Source organism: Robbsia andropogonis (assembly GCF_034047095.1).
In the GTDB taxonomy this organism is placed as follows: Bacteria; Pseudomonadota; Gammaproteobacteria; order Burkholderiales; family Burkholderiaceae; genus Robbsia; species Robbsia andropogonis.
The window spans coordinates 625,271-648,430 of record NZ_CP139164.1 but is presented as its reverse complement, the minus strand read 5'-3'; the positions used below and the strand labels follow the sequence as shown (position 1 = coordinate 648,430).

General features: G+C 56.7%; 18 protein-coding genes and 2 pseudogenes. 4 read left to right on the top strand and 16 right to left on the bottom strand.

What is annotated here, in order from left to right; all coding sequences use genetic code 11:
- Positions 1–66: 66 nt before the first annotated feature.
- Positions 67–366: a helix-turn-helix domain-containing protein gene (locus SJQ66_RS02755; RefSeq protein WP_024905118.1), complete on the bottom strand. Its 300-nt coding sequence runs from the start codon at positions 364–366 to the stop codon at positions 67–69.
- A complete protein-coding gene (locus SJQ66_RS02750) occupies positions 366–2,705 on the bottom strand; it encodes an FdhF/YdeP family oxidoreductase (protein WP_024905117.1) in 2,340 nt (779 codons plus the stop codon). The genes SJQ66_RS02755 and SJQ66_RS02750 overlap by 1 nt, the downstream gene beginning before the upstream one ends.
- A gap of 275 nt (positions 2,706–2,980) precedes the next feature.
- Here SJQ66_RS02750 and SJQ66_RS02745 point away from each other — a divergent pair, with 275 nt between their 5' ends.
- Entirely contained in the window at positions 2,981–3,730 is a 750-nt protein-coding gene (locus SJQ66_RS02745) for an SDR family NAD(P)-dependent oxidoreductase (RefSeq protein WP_024905116.1), read from the top strand.
- An 85-nt stretch (positions 3,731–3,815) separates the two neighbouring features.
- Here SJQ66_RS02745 and SJQ66_RS02740 read toward each other — a convergent pair whose 3' ends face one another.
- The 9 genes and pseudogenes from SJQ66_RS02740 to SJQ66_RS02700 all read right to left on the bottom strand — a co-directional run bounded on the left by SJQ66_RS02740 (position 3,816) and on the right by SJQ66_RS02700 (position 13,119).
- Positions 3,816–4,496: a response regulator gene (locus SJQ66_RS02740; protein ID WP_024905115.1), complete on the bottom strand. Its 681-nt coding sequence runs from the start codon at positions 4,494–4,496 to the stop codon at positions 3,816–3,818.
- A pseudogene (locus SJQ66_RS02735) lies at positions 4,493–5,797 on the bottom strand (ATP-binding protein); the annotation flags it as partial. The pseudogene SJQ66_RS02735 and the gene SJQ66_RS02740, both read right to left, overlap by 4 nt.
- Before the next feature lie 46 nt (positions 5,798–5,843).
- Positions 5,844–6,329 (bottom strand): sensor histidine kinase N-terminal domain-containing protein, encoded by a 486-nt coding sequence (locus SJQ66_RS02730; protein WP_320533583.1) that lies wholly within the window; start codon positions 6,327–6,329, stop codon positions 5,844–5,846.
- 43 nt (positions 6,330–6,372) lie between these two features.
- Positions 6,373–7,233 (bottom strand): ABC transporter permease, encoded by an 861-nt coding sequence (locus tag SJQ66_RS02725; RefSeq protein WP_320533582.1) that lies wholly within the window; start codon positions 7,231–7,233, stop codon positions 6,373–6,375.
- A gap of 74 nt (positions 7,234–7,307) precedes the next feature.
- Positions 7,308–8,105, bottom strand: coding sequence for an ABC transporter ATP-binding protein (locus SJQ66_RS02720; RefSeq protein ID WP_320533581.1), 798 nt, complete (start codon positions 8,103–8,105; stop codon positions 7,308–7,310).
- A 134-nt stretch (positions 8,106–8,239) separates the two neighbouring features.
- Positions 8,240–9,187 (bottom strand): annotated as a pseudogene (locus SJQ66_RS02715) (ABC transporter substrate-binding protein); the annotation flags it as partial.
- A 349-nt stretch (positions 9,188–9,536) separates the two neighbouring features.
- Positions 9,537–10,565 carry an F-box protein gene (locus SJQ66_RS02710; RefSeq protein ID WP_253464823.1) on the bottom strand — a complete coding sequence of 343 codons (1,029 nt, stop codon included), beginning with the start codon at positions 10,563–10,565 and terminating at the stop codon, positions 9,537–9,539.
- A gap of 235 nt (positions 10,566–10,800) precedes the next feature.
- Positions 10,801–11,829: an F-box protein gene (locus SJQ66_RS02705; protein ID WP_176026104.1), complete on the bottom strand. Its 1,029-nt coding sequence runs from the start codon at positions 11,827–11,829 to the stop codon at positions 10,801–10,803.
- A gap of 261 nt (positions 11,830–12,090) precedes the next feature.
- Positions 12,091–13,119: an F-box protein gene (locus SJQ66_RS02700; protein ID WP_157685820.1), complete on the bottom strand. Its 1,029-nt coding sequence runs from the start codon at positions 13,117–13,119 to the stop codon at positions 12,091–12,093.
- Positions 13,120–13,859: 740 nt separating this feature from the next.
- On the opposite strand from SJQ66_RS02700, the gene SJQ66_RS02695 reads away from it, so the two are divergent.
- Together SJQ66_RS02695 and SJQ66_RS02690 are read left to right on the top strand one after the other, a co-directional pair.
- Positions 13,860–14,677, top strand: a protein-coding gene (locus SJQ66_RS02695; RefSeq protein WP_320533580.1) for an IS5 family transposase whose coding sequence is annotated in 2 segments (ribosomal slippage) — positions 13,860–14,208 and positions 14,208–14,677 — 819 coding nt in all. Because the reading frame shifts where the segments join, the coding sequence is not laid out codon by codon here.
- A 323-nt stretch (positions 14,678–15,000) separates the two neighbouring features.
- Complete coding sequence (locus SJQ66_RS02690; protein WP_162199083.1) at positions 15,001–15,756, top strand: hypothetical protein; 756 nt, start codon at positions 15,001–15,003, stop codon at positions 15,754–15,756.
- A 112-nt stretch (positions 15,757–15,868) separates the two neighbouring features.
- Here SJQ66_RS02690 and SJQ66_RS02685 read toward each other — a convergent pair whose 3' ends face one another.
- Positions 15,869–17,143 carry an aminotransferase class V-fold PLP-dependent enzyme gene (locus SJQ66_RS02685; protein ID WP_024905104.1) on the bottom strand — a complete coding sequence of 425 codons (1,275 nt, stop codon included), beginning with the start codon at positions 17,141–17,143 and terminating at the stop codon, positions 15,869–15,871.
- Positions 17,144–17,198: 55 nt separating this feature from the next.
- The gene (gene gltP / locus SJQ66_RS02680; RefSeq protein WP_320533579.1) at positions 17,199–18,524 is read right to left on the bottom strand and encodes a glutamate/aspartate:proton symporter GltP; all 1,326 of its coding nucleotides are present in this window, start codon (positions 18,522–18,524) and stop codon (positions 17,199–17,201) included.
- A gap of 116 nt (positions 18,525–18,640) precedes the next feature.
- Here gltP and SJQ66_RS02675 point away from each other — a divergent pair, with 116 nt between their 5' ends.
- Positions 18,641–19,555, top strand: coding sequence for a LysR family transcriptional regulator (locus tag SJQ66_RS02675; RefSeq protein WP_024905102.1), 915 nt, complete (start codon positions 18,641–18,643; stop codon positions 19,553–19,555).
- Positions 19,556–19,755: 200 nt separating this feature from the next.
- Here SJQ66_RS02675 and SJQ66_RS02670 read toward each other — a convergent pair whose 3' ends face one another.
- From SJQ66_RS02670 to SJQ66_RS02660, 3 genes are read right to left on the bottom strand one after another with little or no spacing between them, the layout of a single operon-like run.
- The gene (locus tag SJQ66_RS02670; RefSeq protein ID WP_081765124.1) at positions 19,756–21,201 is read right to left on the bottom strand and encodes an MmgE/PrpD family protein; all 1,446 of its coding nucleotides are present in this window, start codon (positions 21,199–21,201) and stop codon (positions 19,756–19,758) included.
- Between the two features lie 42 nt (positions 21,202–21,243).
- Positions 21,244–22,044: an ABC transporter ATP-binding protein gene (locus SJQ66_RS02665; RefSeq protein WP_024905100.1), complete on the bottom strand. Its 801-nt coding sequence runs from the start codon at positions 22,042–22,044 to the stop codon at positions 21,244–21,246.
- A 1-nt stretch (position 22,045) separates the two neighbouring features.
- Positions 22,046–23,119, bottom strand: a complete 1,074-nt coding sequence (locus SJQ66_RS02660) for an ABC transporter substrate-binding protein (protein ID WP_320533578.1) — start codon at positions 23,117–23,119, stop codon at positions 22,046–22,048.
- Positions 23,120–23,160 lie beyond the last annotated feature (41 nt).

The following is a 23,160-nucleotide window of genomic DNA, read 5'->3' as shown; positions in this document are numbered from 1 at the left end:
ACGATGAATATCGGTAAAACGCGCGGAGAAGTTTCCCGCTACGGCGAGGCGTGGAATCTGATGCGTTTAATCCGGCATCGAGTGCGAAGACGAGGACGATGTATCGAGTGGAGAAAGCGTGTCGGCAATCAGCGAACGACCGGCCTGCGTGAGTCGCGCGGTGCCGCGACCGTTATCTTGGAGAGACCAAACGACAAGATCGGCGTCGCCCAGCGCCGATAGTAGACGGCGCAACGTGCTCATCGGCAACCCGCTGCGCTTGCTGACCCGAGCAAGTGACAGACCACCGTCGGCGGAGGGGTCGGCAAGCGTCGCCAGCAGGCGTGCCAGCTGTGCTTCCGGCGAGGTGTCGTCAGCGGCGCGCATCAGACGACAACGGTATCTCGCACCGAGCCAGGCGACGTCGCATGTAATACCGTGACTTTTTCCATCAGCACCGGGATGGATTTCGACGTTGGCGTGCGAGCGCCATCGGCAAAACTGTCCAACGGCACCAACGGGTTCGTCTCGGGGTAGTAACCGGCGATGCAGCCAGCCGGAATGTCATACTCGACAAGCAGGAAATCGTCCGCGCGACGCGTGACGCCATCGTCCCAGACGCTGACCAAATTGATGCGTTCACCGTCCTTGAAGCCGAGACGGTCGAGATCCGCCTTGCACGCAAAAATCACGCGCCGCTGGCCAAACACGCCACGGTAGCGATCGTCCATCCCGTAGATCGTCGTGTTGTATTGGTCATGCGAGCGCGTGGTCATCAGCGTCAGCAGTCGATCTCCGAAACGGGCCTTGGCGCGATGAATAGGGGAATCCGTCGGTATCGCATGGACCTTGAACTCGGCTTTGCCGGACGCCGTCTTCCAGACCCGGTCACGCGAGGCAACCCCAAGATGGAAGCCGCCCGGTTTTGCAACACGTGCGTTGTAATCCTTGAATGCATCGAACACCGATTCGATCGCATCGCGAATCCTGGCGTAATCGTCGATGTACCAGAGATACGGGATCGCACTCTGCGGCAGCGTTGCCGCCGCCATCCGTCCGACAATCGCGATCTCGGACAGCAAATCCGGGGAGGCTGGCTTGTTGATCCCGTATGAGATATGAACCATGCTCATCGAATCCTCGACGGTCACGCCCTGCGCGACACCGGCCTGCATGTCGATTTCGGTGCGACCGAGGGTTGGCAAGATCAGCGCATCGCGACCATGCACCAAATGGCTCCGATTTAATTTGGTCGTGATCTGCACGGTCAGGTCGCAGTTTTCCAGTGCTTGCGCCACGCGCGGTGTGTCTGGCGAGGCCATCAGGAAATTGCCACCCAGGGCGACAAACACCTTTACCTGCTTATCCAGCATTGCCTGAATGGTTCCCACCACGTCCAGCCCGTGCGTGCGCGGAACCTTGAAGCCGAACACTTTTTCCATCCGATCAAGCATTGCTGCCGGCGGGCGCTCGTCAATGCCGACGGTACGGTCGCCCTGCACGTTCGAATGTCCGCGCACGGGACAGAGCCCCGCGCCGAGGCGACCGATATTGCCCCGTAACAACATCAGGTTCGTCAGCATCTGAATTGTACCGACGGCGTACTTGTGCTGCGTCAGGCCCATGCCCCAGGTCGAGATCACGGCGCGCCCCTTGATGTAGACCTCGGCCAACCGCACGATCTGGTCGTATGGCACACCGGACTCAGCGACGATCAGATCCCAGCGTTCGGCCCGACTATCGGCGGCCAGCGCCTCGAACCCCAGCGTATGCTCGGTAAGGAAGTCGACGTCGACAATGCGCTCGGCACCGCTGGCGATGGCGGCGTCATCGCGTTCGATGACATGCTTGATCAGGCCCTTGATCAGCGCGAGGTCGCCACCCAGCGAGGGTTGAATAAACATCGAACTGATCGGCGTTCCCGTCGTCGAGAGCATGTCATGAACATGCTGCGGGCTGGCAAAACGCTCCAAGCCCCGCTCACGCAACGGATTGATCGACACAATGGTGGCACCACGCTTAGCGCATTCGCGCAACTCCCCCATCATCCGTGGGTGGTTCGTCGCCGGGTTCTGACCGAAAATGAGAAGCGTGTCGCACGCATCAAAGTCGTCCAGCGTCACGGTGCCCTTGCCGATGCCCACCGCGGGCGGCAACCCTTTGCTGGTAGGTTCGTGACACATGTTCGAGCAGTCCGGGAAATTGTTCGTGCCATACTCCCGGACAAACAGCTGGAACAGGAAAGCAGCCTCGTTACTGGCCCGGCCGGATGTATAAAACGATGCTTGGTCGGGATGAGGCAGCGCACGCAGATGCGCGCCAACAAGCGCGAAAGCATCGTCCCATGCAATCGGCTTGTATTTATCGCTGGTCGCGTCGTAGATCATCGGCTCGGTCAGGCGCCCATGCTGCTCAAGTTCGTAATCGGTTTGCGCCAGCAAGCTGGTCACGGTGTGATCGGCAAAAAACTGCCGCGTGACGCGTTTCGACGTCGCTTCGGCAGCCACCGCCTTCACCCCGTTCTCGCAGAATTCGAACGTGGACGCGTGATTACGATCCGGCCAGGCGCAGCCCGGACAATCGAAACCATCCGGTTGATTCTGCGCTAGCAGGGTACGCATGCTCTTACTGACAATCTTTTCCTTGAATATGTTGATTGCCACGTATTTCAGTGCGCCCCAGCCGCCGGCCGGATTGTTGTAGGTTTCGATCTTCGGGTCTGCCATGTGCCGCTCCGCTGCTTTATGTGTGCCTTCCAAGCATATGCCTGCGACATTTTGTCGGCATGTACAGGCCAAACGAGAATAAAAGGATACAGTTTTCAGAGCACAGTGACATATCAATCGCTCCGGGGTTGCAATCCGGTTAATGCGGTGCGTAATCGGCCCACGGGACGGTGAATACGCGTGCGCGCTTTCACATGCGGCGCACGAACGGGTTACGATAGGGGTTTTCCACCACGCGGTCACTTCCACCGCGCCGCGAACCGTCCATCCGCCCTATGAATATTCTCGTAACCGGCGCCAGCGCCGGATTTGGTGAAGCGATTGCCCGCCGCCTGATCCAGGAAGGTCACACCGTCATTGCCACCGGCCGCCGTCAGGCGCGTCTCGACGCGCTGGCCGCCGAGTTGGGCAGCCAGTTGATTCCGCGCACGCTCGACGTGACGAAGCGCGACGACGTGCACGCCACGTTTGCCTGGATTGCCGAGAAAGTCGGTGCGTTGGATGCCGTGATCAATAACGCCGGGCTGGCATTGGGTTTGGAAACGGCGGACAAGGCAGATCTGGATGACTGGGAGACGATGATCGATACGAACATCAAAGGCCTGGTCTACTGCTCGCACGCCGCCTTGCCGGCCATGGTCGAACGCAATGCCGGCTGGATCATCAATATCGGCTCCACGGCCGGGATCTATCCTTACCCGGGCGGAAACGTCTACGGCGCGACGAAGGCGTTCGTGCATCAGTTCACGTTGAACCTGCGCTCGGATCTGGTTGGTAAGAATGTGCGGGTGTCATCAATCGAGCCTGGTCTGGTGGGTGGCACCGAGTTCTCGAACACCCGGTTCAAGGGCGACGACAGCAAGGCCGCTGCGGTTTATCAAGATACGGTACCGCTCAATGCGGAAGACATCGCGAACACGGTGAGCTGGCTGCTGTCGCTGCCGGAACACGTTAACATCAATGCGATAGAAATGATGCCGACCTGCCAGGGCCCGGGGCCCCTGAAGGTGCAACGCTCGCAATAAGCGGGGTATAAGGCGTGGAACGCGAAGGGGGCAATGCCCGCTGCGCTATCGCACGGCCATGGGAGTGGCGATGGATCGCGGCGCGCTAAGCGGGCGCCTCAATCCGGGTACGTAAGATATAGCCGAGTCCCCGCAAGGTCGATATCTCGGCACCACTGCCAGCGATTTGTTTACGCAAGCGATGGATATAGATATCAATGGCGTCGGCGCTCGCGTCATCGTCGACACCATAGACACTTTGCATCAAGGCCGTCTTCGACACCGTCTTGCCCTGCCGTAGCATCAACGCCTCCAGTATCGCATGTTCACGTCGGCGCAAGACAAGGGGTGCGTCACCGCAACGGAACTCGCGCGCCTCGGTAAGGTAATGCAAATCGCCACAGCGCAACCGGCCTGATCGGTCATCCAGGCGACGACGCACCAACGCTTTGATCCGGGCCACCAGTTCCCGAGCGTCAAAGGGCTTGACCACATAGTCGTCAGCCCCTAAACCGAAACAATCCACCTTATCCTCGATCGACCCGTGCGCCGTCAGCATCATGACCGGCACGTTATCGCCGTGACGCCTCAAGCGGCTTAAAACATGTTTTCCGCTGATGCCAGGCAAGCGCATGTCGAGCAGCACCACGTCATAGCCATGCGCTTTTAACAACGTCTCCGCGCCCTCGCCGTTGGCCGCGCAATCGACGGCGAATTGCTCCTCGTGCAATAAATTGACGAGCCAACGCGATAACTCGACATTGTCTTCCACCAGCAGCAGCTTCATATCGATCCCCTTTCTTCCGACGCAGGCCACGCAGGCAAACGCACGGTCACGCATAAGCCTGTGGCATTGGCGCCATTCGAGTGTGCCACCGCTGCACCATGCGCCATCGCCGGCACACTGGTATAAAGCGGCATGGTAAGCGCCACAGAACCGTGGTGGGCCTGCACGATCTGTTGGACGATTGACAGTCCCAGGCCCGAGCCGTCACTGTCTACTTCGCCATGCACGCGATAGAATCGCTCGAAGACGTGCGCCCTCGCTTCCGCCGGAATGCCGGGACCGTTATCGGTGACCGACAAAACAACTTCACGAACGGGGTTGCCGAACGCGTCGCCATTACCCGGATGCACTGCATATCGGCACGACACCGTGACTTGCCCACCAACACGGCCCGGCTTTGCATCGCTGCCATGCGTGCCGACCTCGGCATGCGTACCGTCCTCGGCCAGACACAACGCGGCGCCCGATCTTGCCCTGTTGCGTGCCCAATGCGCCGCCGTGTAGCGAATCGCGTTGTCCACGAGATTCAAGATCATGGCGTTAAGCAGGCCGGCGTTGCCCGCCACCGGCATCGGCACTGGGGTACCGTCCGAATCCCGCCGCCCTGGGATGCTGGTATCCCACTCAGCGCCCAGATCGATTGCGTGACGCTCCGCGGTGACAACCATCTCGGCAAGAACGTCACCGATGACTTCCGCGAGATCCACTCGAGATGTCAATGGATGGCGCGTGGCAGCCTCCGCCTGCGCCAACATCAATAACTGGTTTGTCATCGAGGCCATCCGCTTACTCGTCCGCTGTATTCCCGCAAGCGCTTCTTGCCATCCAGGCGACCCCGCACCCGCCTGTTGCAGGTATTGCAATTGCGTGTCGAGTACCGTCAATGGCGTACGCATCTGGTGCGCGGCATCGGCGATGAATTGCCTCTGCGTGCTGGCCTGTTGCTTCAAACGGGCAATGCTCTGGTTTATCGTGTCCACGATAGGCCGCAGCTCGGCAGGCAAATGTGCCGTGCGAAGCGGTACCAATGCGGTGGGATCGCGGTTGGCAACATCATCACGCAGACGGATCAGCGGCTTCAGTTCGATGGTGAGGCCAACCGGAACGAGCAGCAATGCCAGGCAGGCAAGCAATACCTGGCGCCACAATTGCGGATGCCATAAGTCCTGCACCATGCCCGCCTCGGACGCCCGGGTTTTTGCGACAACGACCGTGACACGATCAGTACGTCCCGCGTCGTACACCAGGCGATCATAGGCGACCGCCCGTAGCGAAAGTCCGTTATACATGGCGTCGAAGTAACGGGGGGGACCACCACCATCGTCATGGTCTGGCGATTCTCCCGCGTCACGCGGACTGTTCGCGGCGACGTTTTTTTTTATTAGTCGATCCGCCGATTGAGGCAAGGTCGGCACCCAGGGGTGGTAAAGACCGCATGAATAATTCGGGATATTCCGCGGGAGCGGTTACTCCCGCAGCACGCATAGGTAAATCCGGTGTGCCTGCCAGCAATCGTTGCCGGGCACCGGTATCGGTCAAGGCCACCTCGGGCGAGCCTTCGATCGGCTGCGCCGTCACCCGGTAATAAATGTGGTCTTGATACGGGGATTCAAAGAGTTCGAGCGCGGCTGGCGGGATGGGCGCGGACAACGCGCCTTCATGCCAATACACCGCCTCTACGATAACGCGTGCAGCGTCCAGCAACGTATCGTCTTCAAGCAGTCCGGCGGTACGGCGTGCCGAACTGTATGAGAGTGTGGCGGATATCAGCAAGAAGCTTAACAGCGGCAGCAGCAACCATCCGAACAACCGCGCACGCAAACTGGACAACATCGCCTAAGCGCTCCTTCTCATCCCGGGCGCCGTTGGCGCGGTATCACACGGCCGCCGGCCGCCACTTCAACAACCGCCGCTCGAGCGCGGTGATCAGGTAATCCGTCGCCAAGGCCACCACGGCCAGCACGATCATCGCGGCAAACACCCCGCTGGAGTTAAAGGCGCCCTGCGCCGTGGAGATCAACAGCCCAATGCCCTGTTTCGATCCCAAAAACTCCCCGACCACGGCGCCGACCAACGCGAAACCGAAACTGACGTGCAAGCTCGCAAGGATCCACGACAACGCCGACGGAATCACGACCGCCGTTGTCAGTTGCCGCCGCGATGCACCTAGGATCTGTGCATTCGCGATCATATACCGATCTGCTTCCCGAACGCCCTGGAACGCGTTGCCGAAAACAACAAAGAACACCATGACCACCGCCAGCGCCACCTTCGACGCCATCCCCAGACCGAGCGCGATCACGAAAACGGAACCTAGCACTACTCGCGGAATAGAGTTTGCCACCTTGATGTAGACACTGAAGACATCCGACAATAATTTATTGCGCCCCAACACCACGCCGCAGATCACCCCGCCCACGGCACCTATCAAAAAGCCCAGCACCGTCTCCTCAAGGGTAACCCAGACCTGCACCAACAAAGGTCCCTGCGAGGTACCGTTCTGGAACCAATCGACAATCTGTTCAAAGATCAACGAGGGCATCGAAAAAAAGAACGGGTCGATCCAATTCATCCGTCCGCATAACTCCCAACCCCCAAGCCAGACGACGAGGACGAGGAGGCGCAAGAAGAGGATCAATGCATGCCGTTGCTGGCGTCGCCGGCGTGCATCGCGTTCGGCATCATCCGCGGACGGCGTAGTTTCGTTAAGTGACAAAGTGGCTTCGTGTGCGGCCATGTTGGCGCTCCGGAATAGGAAAATCGTCAATACAGATATAGCGTGAAGATGCGAACCAGACCCACCCGAACGCATCAGGCGATATGCACTTCCTCCCTCAGATCACGCCAGATATCGCGTGAAATATCAATGAACCGCTGCTCGTATCGAATCTCCGATGTAACACGCGGACGTGGCAGATCTATCTCGTAAATCCGCTTCAGCGTTGCCGGACGCGCGGTTAACACGAGAACTCGATCGGCCAGCGCGATAGCCTCTTCCAAATCATGCGTGACAAATACCACGCAGCCCGCGCTTGCCGACCACAATTGCAGCAGTTCATCCTGCATCAACGTCCGCGTCTGCATGTCGAGCGCCGAGAATGGTTCATCCATCAACAGGATTTCCGGCTTGTTGATGAAGGTTTGCGCGAGCGCCACGCGTTTGCGCATGCCGCCGGACAACTGGTGGGGATAGTGTTTCTCGAACTTGTCGAGGCCGACCTTATGCAACCAGATTCGCGCTTCATCGTATGCCGCCGCCTTGGAGCGGCCGCGAAACATCGGGCCCGCCGCGACGTTATCGATCACGTTGCGCCACGGGAACACCGCATCAGCCTGAAAAACGAAACCAATACGCGGATCGATACCATTGACCGGTTGACCCATCACACGAACCTTTCCAGAAGTCGGGTTCAGCAAGCCGGTGATCATTCCAAGCGTTGTCGACTTGCCGCAGCCTGTCGGGCCGACGATCGCCACAAACTCGCCCTGCGCGACAGACATACTGAAATCGCGCAGTGCAACGGTGGCCTTGCCATCGGGGGAGATGAATTGGCACGACACGGACTCGAACTCGATGGCCGGCGTGCGCGAAGCGAGAGGTTGGTTCATTTGCGAAGCCCAGGACAATGCCTGCCATGCGTGGACGATGCGTGCGGCAGGCTGGATAACGGCATTGGATTGTCGACCTTACCGAGGAGCAGGTATTGAAAACCGATCAAGCAACGGTGTGCATGCCGATCAGATCACTTGATTTTTACCGCATCGACATAAGCGTTTGTGTAGGTGCGCGACAGGTCGATATGCTTGCCTTTCACGGAGGGACTGAAAGCCGCCAGAACCTTCAACACCGTGGCGGGACCATCGGCTGGCATCTTGCCGTCGGGGGAAAACATGGGCAGCGTTCCCTTCAAGGCGCTCACGTACAAAGCCTTGTTCTTCTGATAATCGGCAGGCATCTTTGCCGCGATTTCTTCCGCGCTATGCGTCTGGATAAACTGCAACGTACGCACGAATGCGCGCGCCAGTTTCGTCGCCTGCTCCTTGTGTTCTTTCAACCAGGAAGCCTGAACATAGAGACTTGATCCGGGATAGGTGCCGCCAAGCGCCGCTTTCGTGCTCTCGACAGTACGCATGTCCACGAGTACCTTTGCTTCTCCGGTTGCAAGTAGCGCGGAAATGGTTGGCTCGGTCGTCATGCCGGCATCAATGCGCTTTTGCTTGATCGCTGCGATAAAGCTGGCATCGGCACCTACTGGCAGCATCGTGTATTGAGACGAGGTGATCCCGTGTTGACCAGCAAGATATTGCGTCAGAAAACTCGTCGAGGAACCCAGGCCGGTCACGCCCAGGGTCTTGCCTTTGACGTCCGCCATGGACTTGATGGTCTCCGACGCTTTGGTCGATACAAGTTCAGCCTCGCCCGGCACCTGACCGAAAACAACGATCGCAGTGACTTCCTTGCCCTTGGATTGCAAATCGATAGCGTGATCGTAGAAGCCGACAACAGCATGGACAGCGCCTGCAAGCAGTTCGTTTTCCGCATCAACACCGGCCGGCTGTGACAGCAATTCGACGTCAAGCCCTTCATCCTTGAAGTAACCCAATTCCTGCGTCAATCGCGCAGGCAAGTAAATGAGCTTGGTAATACCGCCGACCATGATGGTCACTTTGCCACTGTCCGCCGCCTGCGCTGATGGCACCGTCATGCCAAGCACGCAGCACATTGTGACACCGACAGCGCCCAAGACCGAACGAATCCCGCGATTGCCAACTCGCATGTGATGTCTCCGCTTTTATTTTGGATCATGCCGTTCTGCGGTCCCTTCCGTGCCGTTACGCCGTATTGCTTACCCAATCGGCAGGTAGCGCCGGCACGGCAGTCTGAGACAACATCGACGAGATGCATTGTAGGGGGACGAATCCTTCCCCATGCTTTCATCGCGGCAACACAAAAGCGGAAATCGATACGGGTATTCCTGATGCGGGTTACCACGGACCAGCAACGATGGCGAGCCATCCGTGAACGTCGTGTTGTTAAACCTACAATATGGACAGTTCAGCGACGTCAGAATGTTGCACCAGCGCGTAAAATTCCGATCCGGCGCGCCACCGGTTGCTTTCTTCCAACCGAAGAGAGCCCATATATCGAGAGCAGCGTTTCTGCACTTCCAATGCCATCCGATTATCGATCGCCACCCATTGTGCTTCGGTTCTCACACCAAACCGGTGCCTGAGCTTCCTTCTGACGTCAGATCCCGATGGCAAATTTCTTTCATTCATCGAGGCAAGAAATGGGTTGACGAAAAACAGGGCAATAGCAAGCTCCTCGGCTAATTTGTCTGATATCTCCGTCACGATTCCATCGTATTCTTCCGCCAGTTCTCTGATTTCGCTTTCCAACGAATGCGCGGGCAGGCTCATCAACAACGACTCAAGCATGACCGGCCATGCGGCTTTGTCGGTGGCATACATGAGATTGATAGGCCATAAGTTGCATACCGCGAAAGAACTCAACCCGACATAACAAGCGACACTGATATCAATCGACGCAAGCGTGTCAGATAACGATTGAGGCGGTAGTGTTATCGCGAGCTGTACCTCCCTCAATGCCTTGCAAAACGCTCGTTCCTCGAAAGTGCCACTATGGTCCGGTATCTCGGCTGATGCAAATTGATGCGGGGAGAGAGCCGCCCAGCTCAATGAAAAATCTCGAAGCAGGGCCGGCTTCTGCGCATCGATTTGGATGGCCTGAATGCTCGCCAATGTATTTAAAAACGACGTAACCGTGACCGCACCGGCTTTTACTTTTTCGATTGCCGCGATGGCCTGAAAGCTCCGTTGAAACGTCAATGGCAACAAAGACGAGACATGTTTGTTTGTAAATACCAGATTGAGTATTGCCCGGGCAGGAAGAACATTCGCGACCATCAAGATAAGGTCGTCTGGCAATCTTCGAAAATTATACGAATATTCCGGAAAATGACCAGCATCTCCAGACGCTGTCTCTGGATTGCCGCCACAGATTGATTCTGGAAGAATAGATCTCAATGCATTATTGCGAATTTCCATTTTATCTTTTCCTCAAAGTTTGTATAGCGAACAGAGTAGGTAACCGATATCTTGCCTCTGTATTTTCGGTGTACGAGTCGTTGTGGAACAGTACGAAACTGCGCTTTTCGCCGCCAATGCTCTATATCTCAATGGCACACGTTACGGCAACGTTCCAGCAACCAGCCGCCCCTGACGCTGGTTAGTACGATGTAACCGAAATGTAGAGTGACCCTTGATCGACGGGGCTTCAAAATCAAGAATCAGATTTTGAGACGATGCCCGCATTTTGCACCCGTGTCAGAAATACTTCGCCATCTCGCCACCGGCTGCACTCTTCCTTTAGAAACCAAAGGTCGACATGCCCGTAGCGCGCAGATAATTCCAACACCATGCGATCCTCGATCGCGTTCCACTGCGCTTCGGTTCTCCGGCCGAATTGGCGTTCCATCCTTAACTGCACATCCTGCCTTCCCGGTTTTCCTATGGTATGCAAAAAAGTATGAAATGAACTGACGAAAAACAGCTTAACCACTGCCTCGGTGGCCAATCGATCAGATATCTCGGTTCCCGGCGCATAATCTTTCTCAGTAAATCTCTCGATTTCCCTGCTAAGCGCTTGCGCTGGCACATCCAGCAGCAGTGAGTCAAGTATCATTGGCCACTGATCTATATTAGTTATACTTAATAACTCTGTAGGCCATATCCGACAATGTTCGAAAGTTTTGACACCAACATAATTGGCGACAATCAAATCGACAAATAAAAGCGTTTCAGACATTGACTGCGGGGGATATGTTATTGCACACTCTTCCGTTCGGAGCGTATTAAAGAATAATTTTTCCTTGAAGGCGTCGTGAAGATCGGATAAACCCATTCCAATGAGTAAATCCCGAGGGAGCGCCGCCCAGCTCACGGCAAATTTCCGAAGCAACACCGGTTTTTGCGCATTTACCGAGACAGCCTGTATGTCATCCAGTGCTTCAAAAAAAGACATACCTGTGATCGAGCCGACCCTGACTTTCTCTACTGCCGCTACTGCCTGAAAGCTCGCCGGAAAAGTAAGTAATAACACTGATGAGAAACGCTTGCTTGTTAATGCAAGGCTAACAAGCGCATGAGCAGGGAGTACATTGACAATCGCGACAATAAGATCGATGGGCAGCCTTGAAAAACTATCCGCATACGTGCCGGGAAGAACGATATGTTCGGATTCTACAATTGCATCGCCACCGCAAAATGACGCAACATGATGACAAACCGCTTCGTTACCTCGAATTTCCATCTCAGATTTCTCTCAAAGTTTAACCAATGAGCGAACTGAGTAACTTTAATAATGCATACGTTTTTCAGATTACGAATCGCAGTACTAAAATACGAATCGTTTTTATATCAAATATTGGGTATTAGCCAGCCATACATTGGCCCGCGCGGCACACACGCAACAGGAAGAAATGTGCAGCGCAACAATATGCTTACGGCAAAACAGGCCAGGCCGGAAATAAGGTGATCACGCTGCTCACGGATCTGCTATCGGCTTTAGCCGTCAAACGCTGGTAGCACCATTTTTCGCCAACGTCAGAAAGCCCACGTCTTCACGCCACCGGCGACATTCTTCCTGAAAAGCAGCACTTTCGGTGAGTGGATAGCGGTTTCGCAGTTCTGTCGCTATCCGTTCATCAATCGCATCCCACTGCGCCTCAGTACTTACGTTAAAGCGCTTATGCATCAATGCCAGAACTTCTGGCCCAGTCCGCTTCACTATGAACGGCTGCGTGGCCAGCGCGTCACTGACGAAAAACTGCGCGACCGCTACTTCTCCCGCGAGTCGGCTGGATATCTCGACAACTGGACCATCATACCCCTCGGCAAAGCACGCGATGACGTTTTTGAGTGCATGTGCAGGAACGTCGTCTAGCCACGATTCCAGCATTGCCGGCCAAAACGCCTTGTTAGATAACAGCAACAATTCGACGGGCCCCGTTTTGGAGACTTGGAGCGATTTCAGCATGACATATCCGGCAACTTGCAAGTCAACCAAGGCAAGTGCATCGGACACTGATTTTGGAGGCAACGGTATCTGTTCTTTTTGCGCCTCGAGCGCACGCTCAAAAATGAGAGTATCTGATTCATCGGAATCGGAGTTGGGACTGATACCGCGATTTACGGGATCTACGCGATCTACCGTTAGGTTCGAATATGCCAATGCAACGTCTCTAAGCAAGGCAGGTTTTTGCGCCTCGATGCTGACCGCGTCAAGGCTGCTCATCGCCTGACGCCAGGTATTTAAAGAGACGATATCGGTGCGAATCTTGTCAATATTTTCGATAGCCTGGAAACTCGTATGAAACACCGGGAGCAACAAGGCGTGCAAGTACTTGTTTGTTAGTCCAAGATTGAAAATTGCACGCGCGGGAAGAACATTGGCGGCGGCGAGGATAAGCTCATCAGGTAATTTCCGCAACGCATTCTGATCGTCATTCATCATGCAAACCGGCAACGTCTCGCTAGATGCGGCGTCGCCACTAATCGACATATCTGTGGGATACCCTGCTGTACCAGGTGAAATGTTCATGAGCATTTTTCCGTATAAATGTGTTCGCATTTACCTTGGTAACCTTTTGACCAACGAGGTTCCGCCGCAGCCATGCAACAGTGGAAAGGTTACTGCCTACATTCACATGAAAACACTTTGTCGACGACGCATGCAGCCGCCGCACAATGCATTGTTAATTCCATGCACCGAGGAAATCCCAACGAATGCCAACGACGCAACCTATGGTCGGGATATCAGGTAATCGTCAGGAACCGCCACGATAGGTAATCACCACCTTTGCGTCCGTACTTCACAGGTGAACAATCGTTCATTCCGGATCAGCAAACGCGTCAATGCGCCCATTCGATGAATCTATCATCGGCACCTGCTATTCCGTAGGAGATAACGAATCTATTTTCCAAAGATAAGAAATATCAACAAGACCTATTTGCTTCGTTTCGCACTACACGTCATCGCAACCAATCAGAACCCCATTAGCAGGCGGGTTACTCAATTTTCTCGTATGTCAGCGAAGTAACGTAGCGAGGAGGTGTAGACACCATTTCATTCAATGTACTTTATTAATTTAGGTAAATATTAAGTACTATTTACTGAAATTAGTAAAATACAAAAAACTTCATAACACATATCAGGGAGACGCCGCGATGTATGTATTTACCAATGCCCTAAGAGACCGTTTCAAAAAGACCGCGAGGGGGGCTGTTAACCTTTTCGGCAAACTGCTAACCTTGGTCATCTGAACAACTGGAACCAAGGTGATGGGTGCACCGATCATTGATGACGAACTGTGGGCATTGATAGAACCTTTGCTGCCTCCGCCAAAGCCACGCCGCAAGAAATACCCAGGACGACTCCCGGTTTCCAACCGGGCTGCACTGAACGGCATCTTGTTCGTATTCAAGACCGGGATACGCTGGTGTGACCTCTCGACCAAACTCGGATTCGGCTCCGGGCCGACCTGCTGGAGGCGTTTGCGCGACTGGCAAAGGGTCGGCGTGTGGGGCGCGTTGCACGCACTGCTGCTCGCGAAGTTACGCGAGGTCGGCGAACTCGATTTCTCACGGGCGGTGGCCGATTCATCTTCGGTGCGAGCCGTTGGGGCGGGCGAAAAACTGGCCCGAACCCCACCGATCGCTCGCGACCGGGCTCGAAGCATCACATCCTCGTCGATGCCACTGGCGTCCCCGTCAGTGCCATCCTGACTGGCGCGAATCGCAACGACGTTACCCAGTTGCTGCCGCTCATCGACGCGATCCCGCCTATTCGCGGCGTACGCGGTCGACCGCTTCGCAAGCCCAAAGTCATCTACGCAGATCGTGGATACGACTCTGAGCCGCATCGCGAGCGGCTTCGTGCGCGCGATATCGAACCGGTGATCGCTAGGCGCCGTACGGAACACGGCAGCGGACTCGGCAAATTCCGCTGGGTAGTCGAGCGTACGCATGCATGGCTGCACAATTTTCGTCGTCTTCGCATTCGCTTCGAGCGTCGAGCCGACATTCACGAGGCATTCCTTAAACTTGGTTGCGCGCTCGTCTGCTGGAACATCTTCAGACGTGCCGAGCAGTCTTTTTGAAACGGCCTCTAAGCAACATATCACCCTATTTCTATTCGTCGGATAGCAACGACAAGGCCACGTCACCCCACGCACAGGATGCGACCAACCACAGTGATAGCGCGATCCAGACGTTGCCGCGCGAGCTTGTTCTCCAGTCCGTCACCTCGCTTACTGCCAGTTCGATCGTTAACCTCGGCTTAACCTGCAAACATTTCCATACCCTTTTGCAGCCAACGCATAAATCATGCTTCGAGTCGCTCATAAAGATCGAACGTACTCGGTTCGGGTCCCCCCCGGATGTCCTGTTCGCGCAGGCATTCGAAAGCATCATGGCGGTACCCATGACAAAACTGCATCCGGGGCTGTTTCGCGATTTAACGGAGACGACTGCCAATATTGCGATATGGTGCTACTACGACCATAGCCTCAATGGCCTCAAGCAAGCCGTTGCTACGGCTATAGCGCAAATGAAACTCCCCCCCGAATCCTTATTTGACGCGCTTGCCTTGATGGACCTTGTGGTAGTACGGTGGCAAACAACAGCGAAACTAGGATCTGAGACGGACCATCACGACGCGATACTGAAACAAACAAACGAGGCGTTCTGGCCGGAAATGCTGGAGTCGTTGATGGCCAGCAAGTCTCCCATAATGGTGGATACAGCCGCGCAATTATTCGTGCAACGTTATCAAGGAACGATGGAATCGATCTCCGCCGGGCTGGCTTCACGCGTGGCCGTTGCGCTGTTTTTCCATCATCCGGACAATGTGAAACCTACAGGTGAGTGGGTGCGAGAAACGATGTGTCGCCGTTTCGGCGTCACGAACGAAACACAGTGGAACCTTATCGATTTGCGTATTGCAGGCGAGATTTATGTCTACCTCGGGCCCAAGCCTGGACTGGCATTCGACGAGCTATGTGAGCGGTGGCGTCCGGGTGATACCGCTTTCGTTATCCTGGCGGAAAAGCAATCGATTGCTCGCAATGGCTCTCGCGTCGACTTCGGGGACAGGCCAATGGTGACGCCCGCGACAACGGTGACGCCCACGATTTGGACAAAGTGCAAGGCAGCCCTCGATTTCTGGAACGGGCAATGATGGCGTTTATTGCTTACGTCGCTTGATGCGTTGCTCAGCCACATCAATGTCAGCAGAATCTCGAATGGCGCTTATCCCTGCTGGTCCCGGTTGCGAGAGCCCAACCGCATTTTCAGCGTGTCGTTAGTTCTTCCGTAATCGCAAGAAAGCGTTCGACGTCGTCCGGCGAATGACAGTGCAGTGGTGAGATCCGCACCGCGCCTGCCAGATTGAAGGACTTCAGCATACGGCCGGAGTATAGACTCGAGGCAATCCGCTCGTAGACGATCACGCCGCGCTTCTCGTACTCTCGAACCGCATCGGTCGGACTCAGATTCACGAAACCGATACCCAGGATCAGGTCACGCTTCGTAAGATCGGCGTAATCCCAGAATACCTCCACGCCATCGAGTCGCCTCAAACCGCGCCGCCCATCGTGACCATCAAGCAACGCTGCCAGGAGCGCGCGCTCATGCAGCTCGATGCGCGTCATCCCTTCCACGAAAAGCGCGCGGTGCGTATCGGCATTGCTGAACTGACGGCCAATCCACGTCACGTACTCGACGATTTCGGTCACGACCGCGAACTGCGCGGGCGCCGGACTACCGAGTTCCCACACGCCTTCCTGCTTTGCATCAAGGCGGTGATGCGGCAGCGCGGCCACACGCGGTGACAGCCACGAGATACCGGAGCCGCGACATCCGAAGAACTTGTAGGGCGCGAAATTGATGCCGTCGACCGGCGTCTTCTGCAGGTCGATAACACCGTGTGGTGCGTGCTGGACCGCATCCACGATGATGAAGAGCCCAGGCTTCTTCTTACGCGCCCGCTCGACGAGCGTCGCAATGTCGAACTTGGCGCCGGAAATATTCGACGCGTACATGACGCTGAGCAACGCCGTGTCCGCATCGATCAACGACAGAATGGCCTCCACGTCCACCCCGCCCGTCTCCGGATTACTGGGCGCGACCCGCAACGACTTACCCGTGCGTTGCGCGTAGTAGGTCATCGCGTCGAAAGAAGACGGATGTTCGAGAATCGTGGTAACAGCGTTGGTGCCCGGCACGTTCTCCATGATCGCGCGGACCATGTCGAACATCGCGCCCGACGCGGTCAACGATGGGTAGATGCTGCCGTCCTTCGCGTTGAGGATCGTGCGGATGTCAGCCTCGCCGCGCGCCTGAACGTCCTGAAGATGGCGTGCGCGCGCATGAATGCGCTCCGGGCAATCGGGCAGCGCATCGATCCGCGCGAACGCGTCGACGGCTGCCTTAAGGCGGAACGAACCACCTGCGTTGTCGAAGAAAAGTCGCTCGCGCCCGTCGATGTCGTGGTCGACGTGGTGGAAACGCATCTTTATCTCGCGCATCAACAACGTGGAAAAGAACTCACCTTGGCTACTGCTCATCTGATTGCTCCTGATCTTTCTGCGCAATGTTTATCGTGCCGCGAACTGTACTCGCTCATGCGTCAAGCGATGCGAGATACGCTTTGCCCTTCTCCGCGTCGTACTGGCGCTCCCATCTCGCGATGACGAGCGGCGCCAGCGCGTTTCCCACCACATTCAGCGCGGTACGTCCCATGTCCATCACGCGGTCCACGCCAGCGATAAACGCGAGCCCTTCGAGCGGCAGCCCCGCGCTTGCAAGCGTCGCGAGAAGAATCACAAACATGAAGCCTGGCACGCCTGCCGCGCCCTTGGACGTCACGACCATCGTCAATACGAGGACCATCTGTTCCTGCCAGCCAAGATGAATGCCATACAGCTGTGCGACGAACAGCGTGCCGATGCCGAGATAGATCGATGCGCCGTCAAGATTGAACGTGTATCCGGTTGGCACGACGAAGGTCGTGATGCTCTTCGGCACACCATAGTCTTCCACCTTTTTCATCAGCTGCGGCAGCACGGTGGCCGAACTGCAGGTTGAAAACGCAATAATCAGTTCGTCCTTGATAATCCGCAGCAACGTAAAGATACGAAAGCCGAACAGCCGTGCAGTGATGCCGAGCACGACAAGCGCAAACAGCGCGATCGCAAGATACGTGACGGCCACCAGCTTGAGCAACGGCAACAATGAACCGAAGCCGAAACTCGCAACGGTCACCGCAATCAGCGCGCACACGCCTATCGGCGCGTAATACACCACCATATTCGTCACCTTGAACATGGCGTCCGCAATGCCCTTGAGCATGGCGATCACCGGCTTGCGGAATTCTTCAGGGACCGATTGCAAACCAAGGCCGAATAGCACCGAAAAGAAGATCACCGGCAGCAGGTCGCCTTTAGCCATCGAAGCGAAGATGTTGTCTGGAATCACGCCAAGCACGAGGGTCATCAGGCCATGATGACCCTGCACCTGCTGCGTTGCCTGCTGATAGCGCGAAATGTCGGCGTGACCGAGCTGCGACATGTCGGTGCCGACACCGGGGTGTAGCACGTTACCGAGAATAAGCCCGAGCAGGATGGCGATCGTCGTGATCACCTCAAAGTACACAAGTGTCTTCAAGCCAATGCGCCCGAACGATTTGCCGTCTCCGACACCGGCGATCCCGACCACCATGCTCGTGAATACGATCGGCACCACGATCATCTTGATCAGCTTGATGAAGACGTCGCCGGCGGGCTGCAACAGACCAGAAATAGTTGCGTCCCGTGCTTGCGGAAAGTGATTCAACACCAGTCCCGTGGCGACGCCGATGACGAGACCGATCAGTATCTGCCATGCGAGTCCGACACGGGGGGTGCGCTCGATAGGGTTGCCAGGCGGGCTTTCAATGACGGTATCCATGCTCTCTCCAGATTGGGGGCGGGTCAATGGAGGAACCTTAAGCAACCGAAATAAGTAATAAAAGCGATTTTTTTGTATGAGAAACTATCGCTTTAATTCATGAAAAGAATCGTGCGATGCTGACGTTCAAGCAGATGGAAGCACTTTACTGGATCGTTCAACTCGGTTCGTTCGAAGCGGCATCGAGCCGACTCCACACCACGCAGTCGGCTGTTTCGAAGCGGATTCAGGAACTCGAACGCGCCTTCGACCTGACGCTATTCGATCGCGCGCACCGTAGCGCGAGGTTGACGCAGAAAGGCGAGGAGTTCTTCGCGTACGCCAAGGAACTGCTCGATCGGCGCGACCAGATTGTCGAGCGAATCAGCTCAAAGGAGGCGCTGGTGCGCCAGGTCCGCATGGGCGTGACGGAACTGACCGCATTGACTTGGCTGCCCCGGCTGATCGGCGCGATCCAGGCGGCTTATCCGAAGGTGGTGGTCGAAGCGGAGGTGGATTTGAACGCGACGCTGCGCGACCGGCTCGCGGCCGACACGATCGATATCATCGTCGTACCACAAATCCATAGCAACGAGTCCTTCGTCACGACGCAGGTCGGCGAAGTGGAGAACGCGTGGATGTGTGCGCCGGCGCTGGCGCCGAAGCAGGACGCTCTTCCGCTCGCCGAGATTGCGCAGTATCCGCTGATACTACAGGGTGGCCTATCGGGAACGGGCTTTATTTATAGTCGCTTCCTGCAAGAGCACGGGGTCAACATGCAACGCATTCTTGCAAGCAATAGTCTGGTCGCGCAGATCGGGCTGACACTCTCAGGCCTTGGCATCAGCTACCTGCCGAAGGCGTGCCTGAACCACATGGTCACACGCGGCGCTCTCGGCCTTATTCAAACACGACCGGCGCTGCCACCTGTTTCATACGTCGCGATGCATCGCGCGGAACAGCCGTACTCACTGAATGCTGAAATCGCCCGGCTCGCTGCGCAGTGCTGCGATTTCAGCTTAAACCTGCTCGATCCGGGCCGACACGGATAGACTGAAGGAACCGCCATTCACCCTTTGTTGCTGTCGGCCTAAGTGTGATCAACCCGAGAGAACGCCAGCACGATGACGCGCGAGGATATCCGAGGTGGGACCGCAAGCGTACGCCCCGCCTCGATACATCCTTATTGCCGCTCCTCGCCAGTTTGAACACGCCGCTAGATGTCTTCGGGCGAAGATTTAACGGATCGCATTCAACTACTTACACGACACGCGGCAAAGGCATCGAGTAACGCCATGGCATCGGGCTCCTTTTCGAGATCCACGATGACGCGCTGCAATGTCGTCAAGGACGCATCATTGGACTCAAGCCCGTAACGCATGCAACGTCGAAACTTATCCACTACCTCGGCTTCGCTCATTGGGTCGTTCGGTGCGCCTTTGATTGTCTCGCGACGCTTCTCGATGATGCGTCCATCGTGCAACGTCAAGCGTACTGCCGCCGGCGCAATATCCGTCGGCTCGATCGTCGCGCTTTCCACCGCGGTAAAGCGCGCGCCCCAGGCAAGATCAGCCGCCCGGATGCGCTCCGGCAAGAAAGTCTCGATCGATACCACCCCGTCCACCAAGGCGGCGGCGAACGTGTAGGCGGCATTGAACTGTGCATGCACAACGGGATTCGGATGCGTATTGTCGAAACGCGCACCAACAATCTGTCGATTGACACGGCCCAATTCGATTTCGCCGCTGACAATCTGGTCTGGCGTCAATCCGTCGGCGCGACAGTCCAACGCCAACTGGATCACCGTATGCGTGCAACGGCAACAAGGATAAGGTTTCATGCTGAGATCGCGCAAATGCCACTGCCGCCCCAAGTCCTCGAAGAGAATCTCCGGGCGTATCTCGTCACGTTCGTACAGCTTGAACAACCCTGCGTTGCCTTCCAGAAAGCGTGCCGGACCCGTCAATCCATTCCGTGCCAGATGCGCCGCCAGCACCCCGGAGCGCGCGGCGAAACCCGGCCCCATCCGCTTTGCCAGCGCGCCATCGGCGATGAATTGCGTCGTGCCGCTCAATTGCGTAAAACCCAACCCAAGTGCGTCCAGCATCTTTACCTCATCAAGGCCGAACAGATAGGCGCAGGCTGCCGCGGACGCGATCGTGCCAAGTGCGGTAGTGGGATGCCAACCCTTGCCCAGCGAGTTGTAGCACGTCAGGCCCAGGCGGCAAAACAGCTCGACGCCAATGGCCAGCGCCGCCAGAAGACGCTTCCCATCGATTGGCGACGTCGTTCGAGACGTATCGACGGCGTCCGCCTCCACCGCCGCCAACACGGCCGGCAAGACGACGCAAAATGCATGAATACGCGCGGGATCGTGCTGATCATCAAAATCGAGGCTATGCGCCGCTGCACCGTTCGCCATTGCCGCGCTGACGGGATTCACTTTGCGGCCATCCAACAAAAGTGTTGCAATGCCATCGGTTTCCCACGCGGTCAGCGCCCCGATCAGCGCCCGCATGCCGGGCGCCTTCGCGGCGCCGCCGATTACCCCGAGCGTATCGAGGGTAAACGCCTTGACGGTCTCGACGACCTCCGGTGGCAAGTCCTCGAAGCACAATGCACTGAGCGTCTTCGCCAAGGTTCGGCCCGGCGCTTCCGGCATCCGGTAGGGCACCGGGGCCTGTTGATCTGTCGGCATTGCACTATCCTTCAAACTGGTGTTTCTTATTGGCGAGCGCCATCAATGCGTCCCGTCATGGATGACCGCATCCGGCGCGGCGCGCCGTTCAGCGCTTGCATCCTCGCGTAGGAGATCCGCAATTTCCTTGCGCAACGCGAGGAACGACGGGTCCAGCTTCACATCGCCGCGCCGAGGGCGCGCAAACGGCATAATGATTTCCCGCAGCACGCGCGCCGGACGTTGGCTATAGACCAGGATGCGATCCGCCAGATAGAGCGCCTCCTCAATGCCATGAGTCACGAAAAGGACTGTCTTGGGCTCCGCCTCCCAAATCCGCATCAATTCTTCCTGCAACCCGTCCCGGGTCTGCACATCCAGCGCGCCGAATGGCTCGTCCATCAATAGCAACGTCGGCTGAATGCAGAACGCGCGGGCGATGCCCACACGTTGCTGCTGACCACCGGACAACTCATGCGGCCAGGCTTCTTCATATCCCGCCAAGCCGACCAGTCGTAGATACTCCGCCGCGCGTTCGCGCCGTTCGGCCTTCCCCACGCCCGCTATTTCAAGGCCGAAAGCAACGTTGTCGATGACCGAGCGCCATGGCAGCAACTCGGCGCCCTGGAACACCATGCCGCGCCCGGTTCCCGTCTTCCCTGTGATGTCTTCACCGTTCAGCACCACGCGGCCACTGTCCGACCGCACCAGACCATTGATGATCTGAAGCATCGTCGACTTGCCACAGCCGGACGGCCCGAGCAACGCGACAAACTCACCGCTTGCCGCCTCCAAAGACTGCGATACCAGTACCGGGTTACCGTTGTAGGCCTTGGAGATGCTGGAGACGGTCAGCTGCGCCATATCAACCCAGCTCCTTTAACGCACGGTCGAGATAAGTACGATCGATCACTTTGTGTAAAGCAACCGTGCCGCGCAGTGCGCCGGCCGACTTGTAATAAGGAATCACTTTCGCAACCTGGTCGGCGGTGAGCGTTTCCATGTTTCTAGGAAATGCATTCATCGTGGTGGTCAGCGTCGTCCATACCGGCTTCAACGTCGCCTCGTCAGCCGTCTTCAGATCTTTCGATGAAGCATATTTCGCCGTCTCGGCCTGATACCACGCGAAGTCCGCATCGGTTTTGCGGAAAGCGGTCAGGCCAGCCTTGATGACGTCCACAGCGGCGCGTTGGTTTTCCGGTTTCTTCAGCCACGCTGACGTTGCCATCAGCACGGCGCTGTACCAATTACCAAACTCTTCCCATGGCTTTACCAGAATGACAAAGTTTGCGTCTTTTTTCTGCAGCTCAGCAGCCTGCTCCAATTGCATCGGCACCGCATCAACCCGCCCGGCGAGCAACGCGCGCGCACGATCGCCGGAACTGCCCATCTCGATGAAGTTGATTTTTTTCGCATCGATCTTGCGCCTCTCCAGCGCGCCCAGCAGCATGACCTGCATGAAGTCGCCGATACCACTGACCGCGATCGTGCCACCGTTCTCGGCGATGGCTTCCAGACTCTTTACCTTCGACTGGTTGACCACGACCACCTGAGAGCAGTTATTGTACGAGAGGCCGATGATCTTGATATCGGCGCCCGCTTCAGCAGCCGCCAAGGTCGAAGCGATATCACCATCACCCAGGTCGGAAGTACCCGCGATCACTTGCTGCACGATCTGCGGAATCTTCGCGGTGAACTGGACATCGGGCACCGCATAGCCGGCCGTCTCGGGAAGCAGCGTACGGAAGGCCCACTGCATGGGAACGTTGACCGCGGAGCACGCCGCCAGCGTGCTGATCTTCAGCACGCGCCCATCCGCGGCGAACGCACGCGGACTGACCCCCAGGCCGGCGGACAACCCCGCCACCGAGGCAACCACACTCCCGACACCGCCCACACCCAAACGCAATATCTGCCGACGACTTATCGAATCGAACATCGCACACTTCCTCCCGTAGCATAATTGTGAACTTCTGCCGC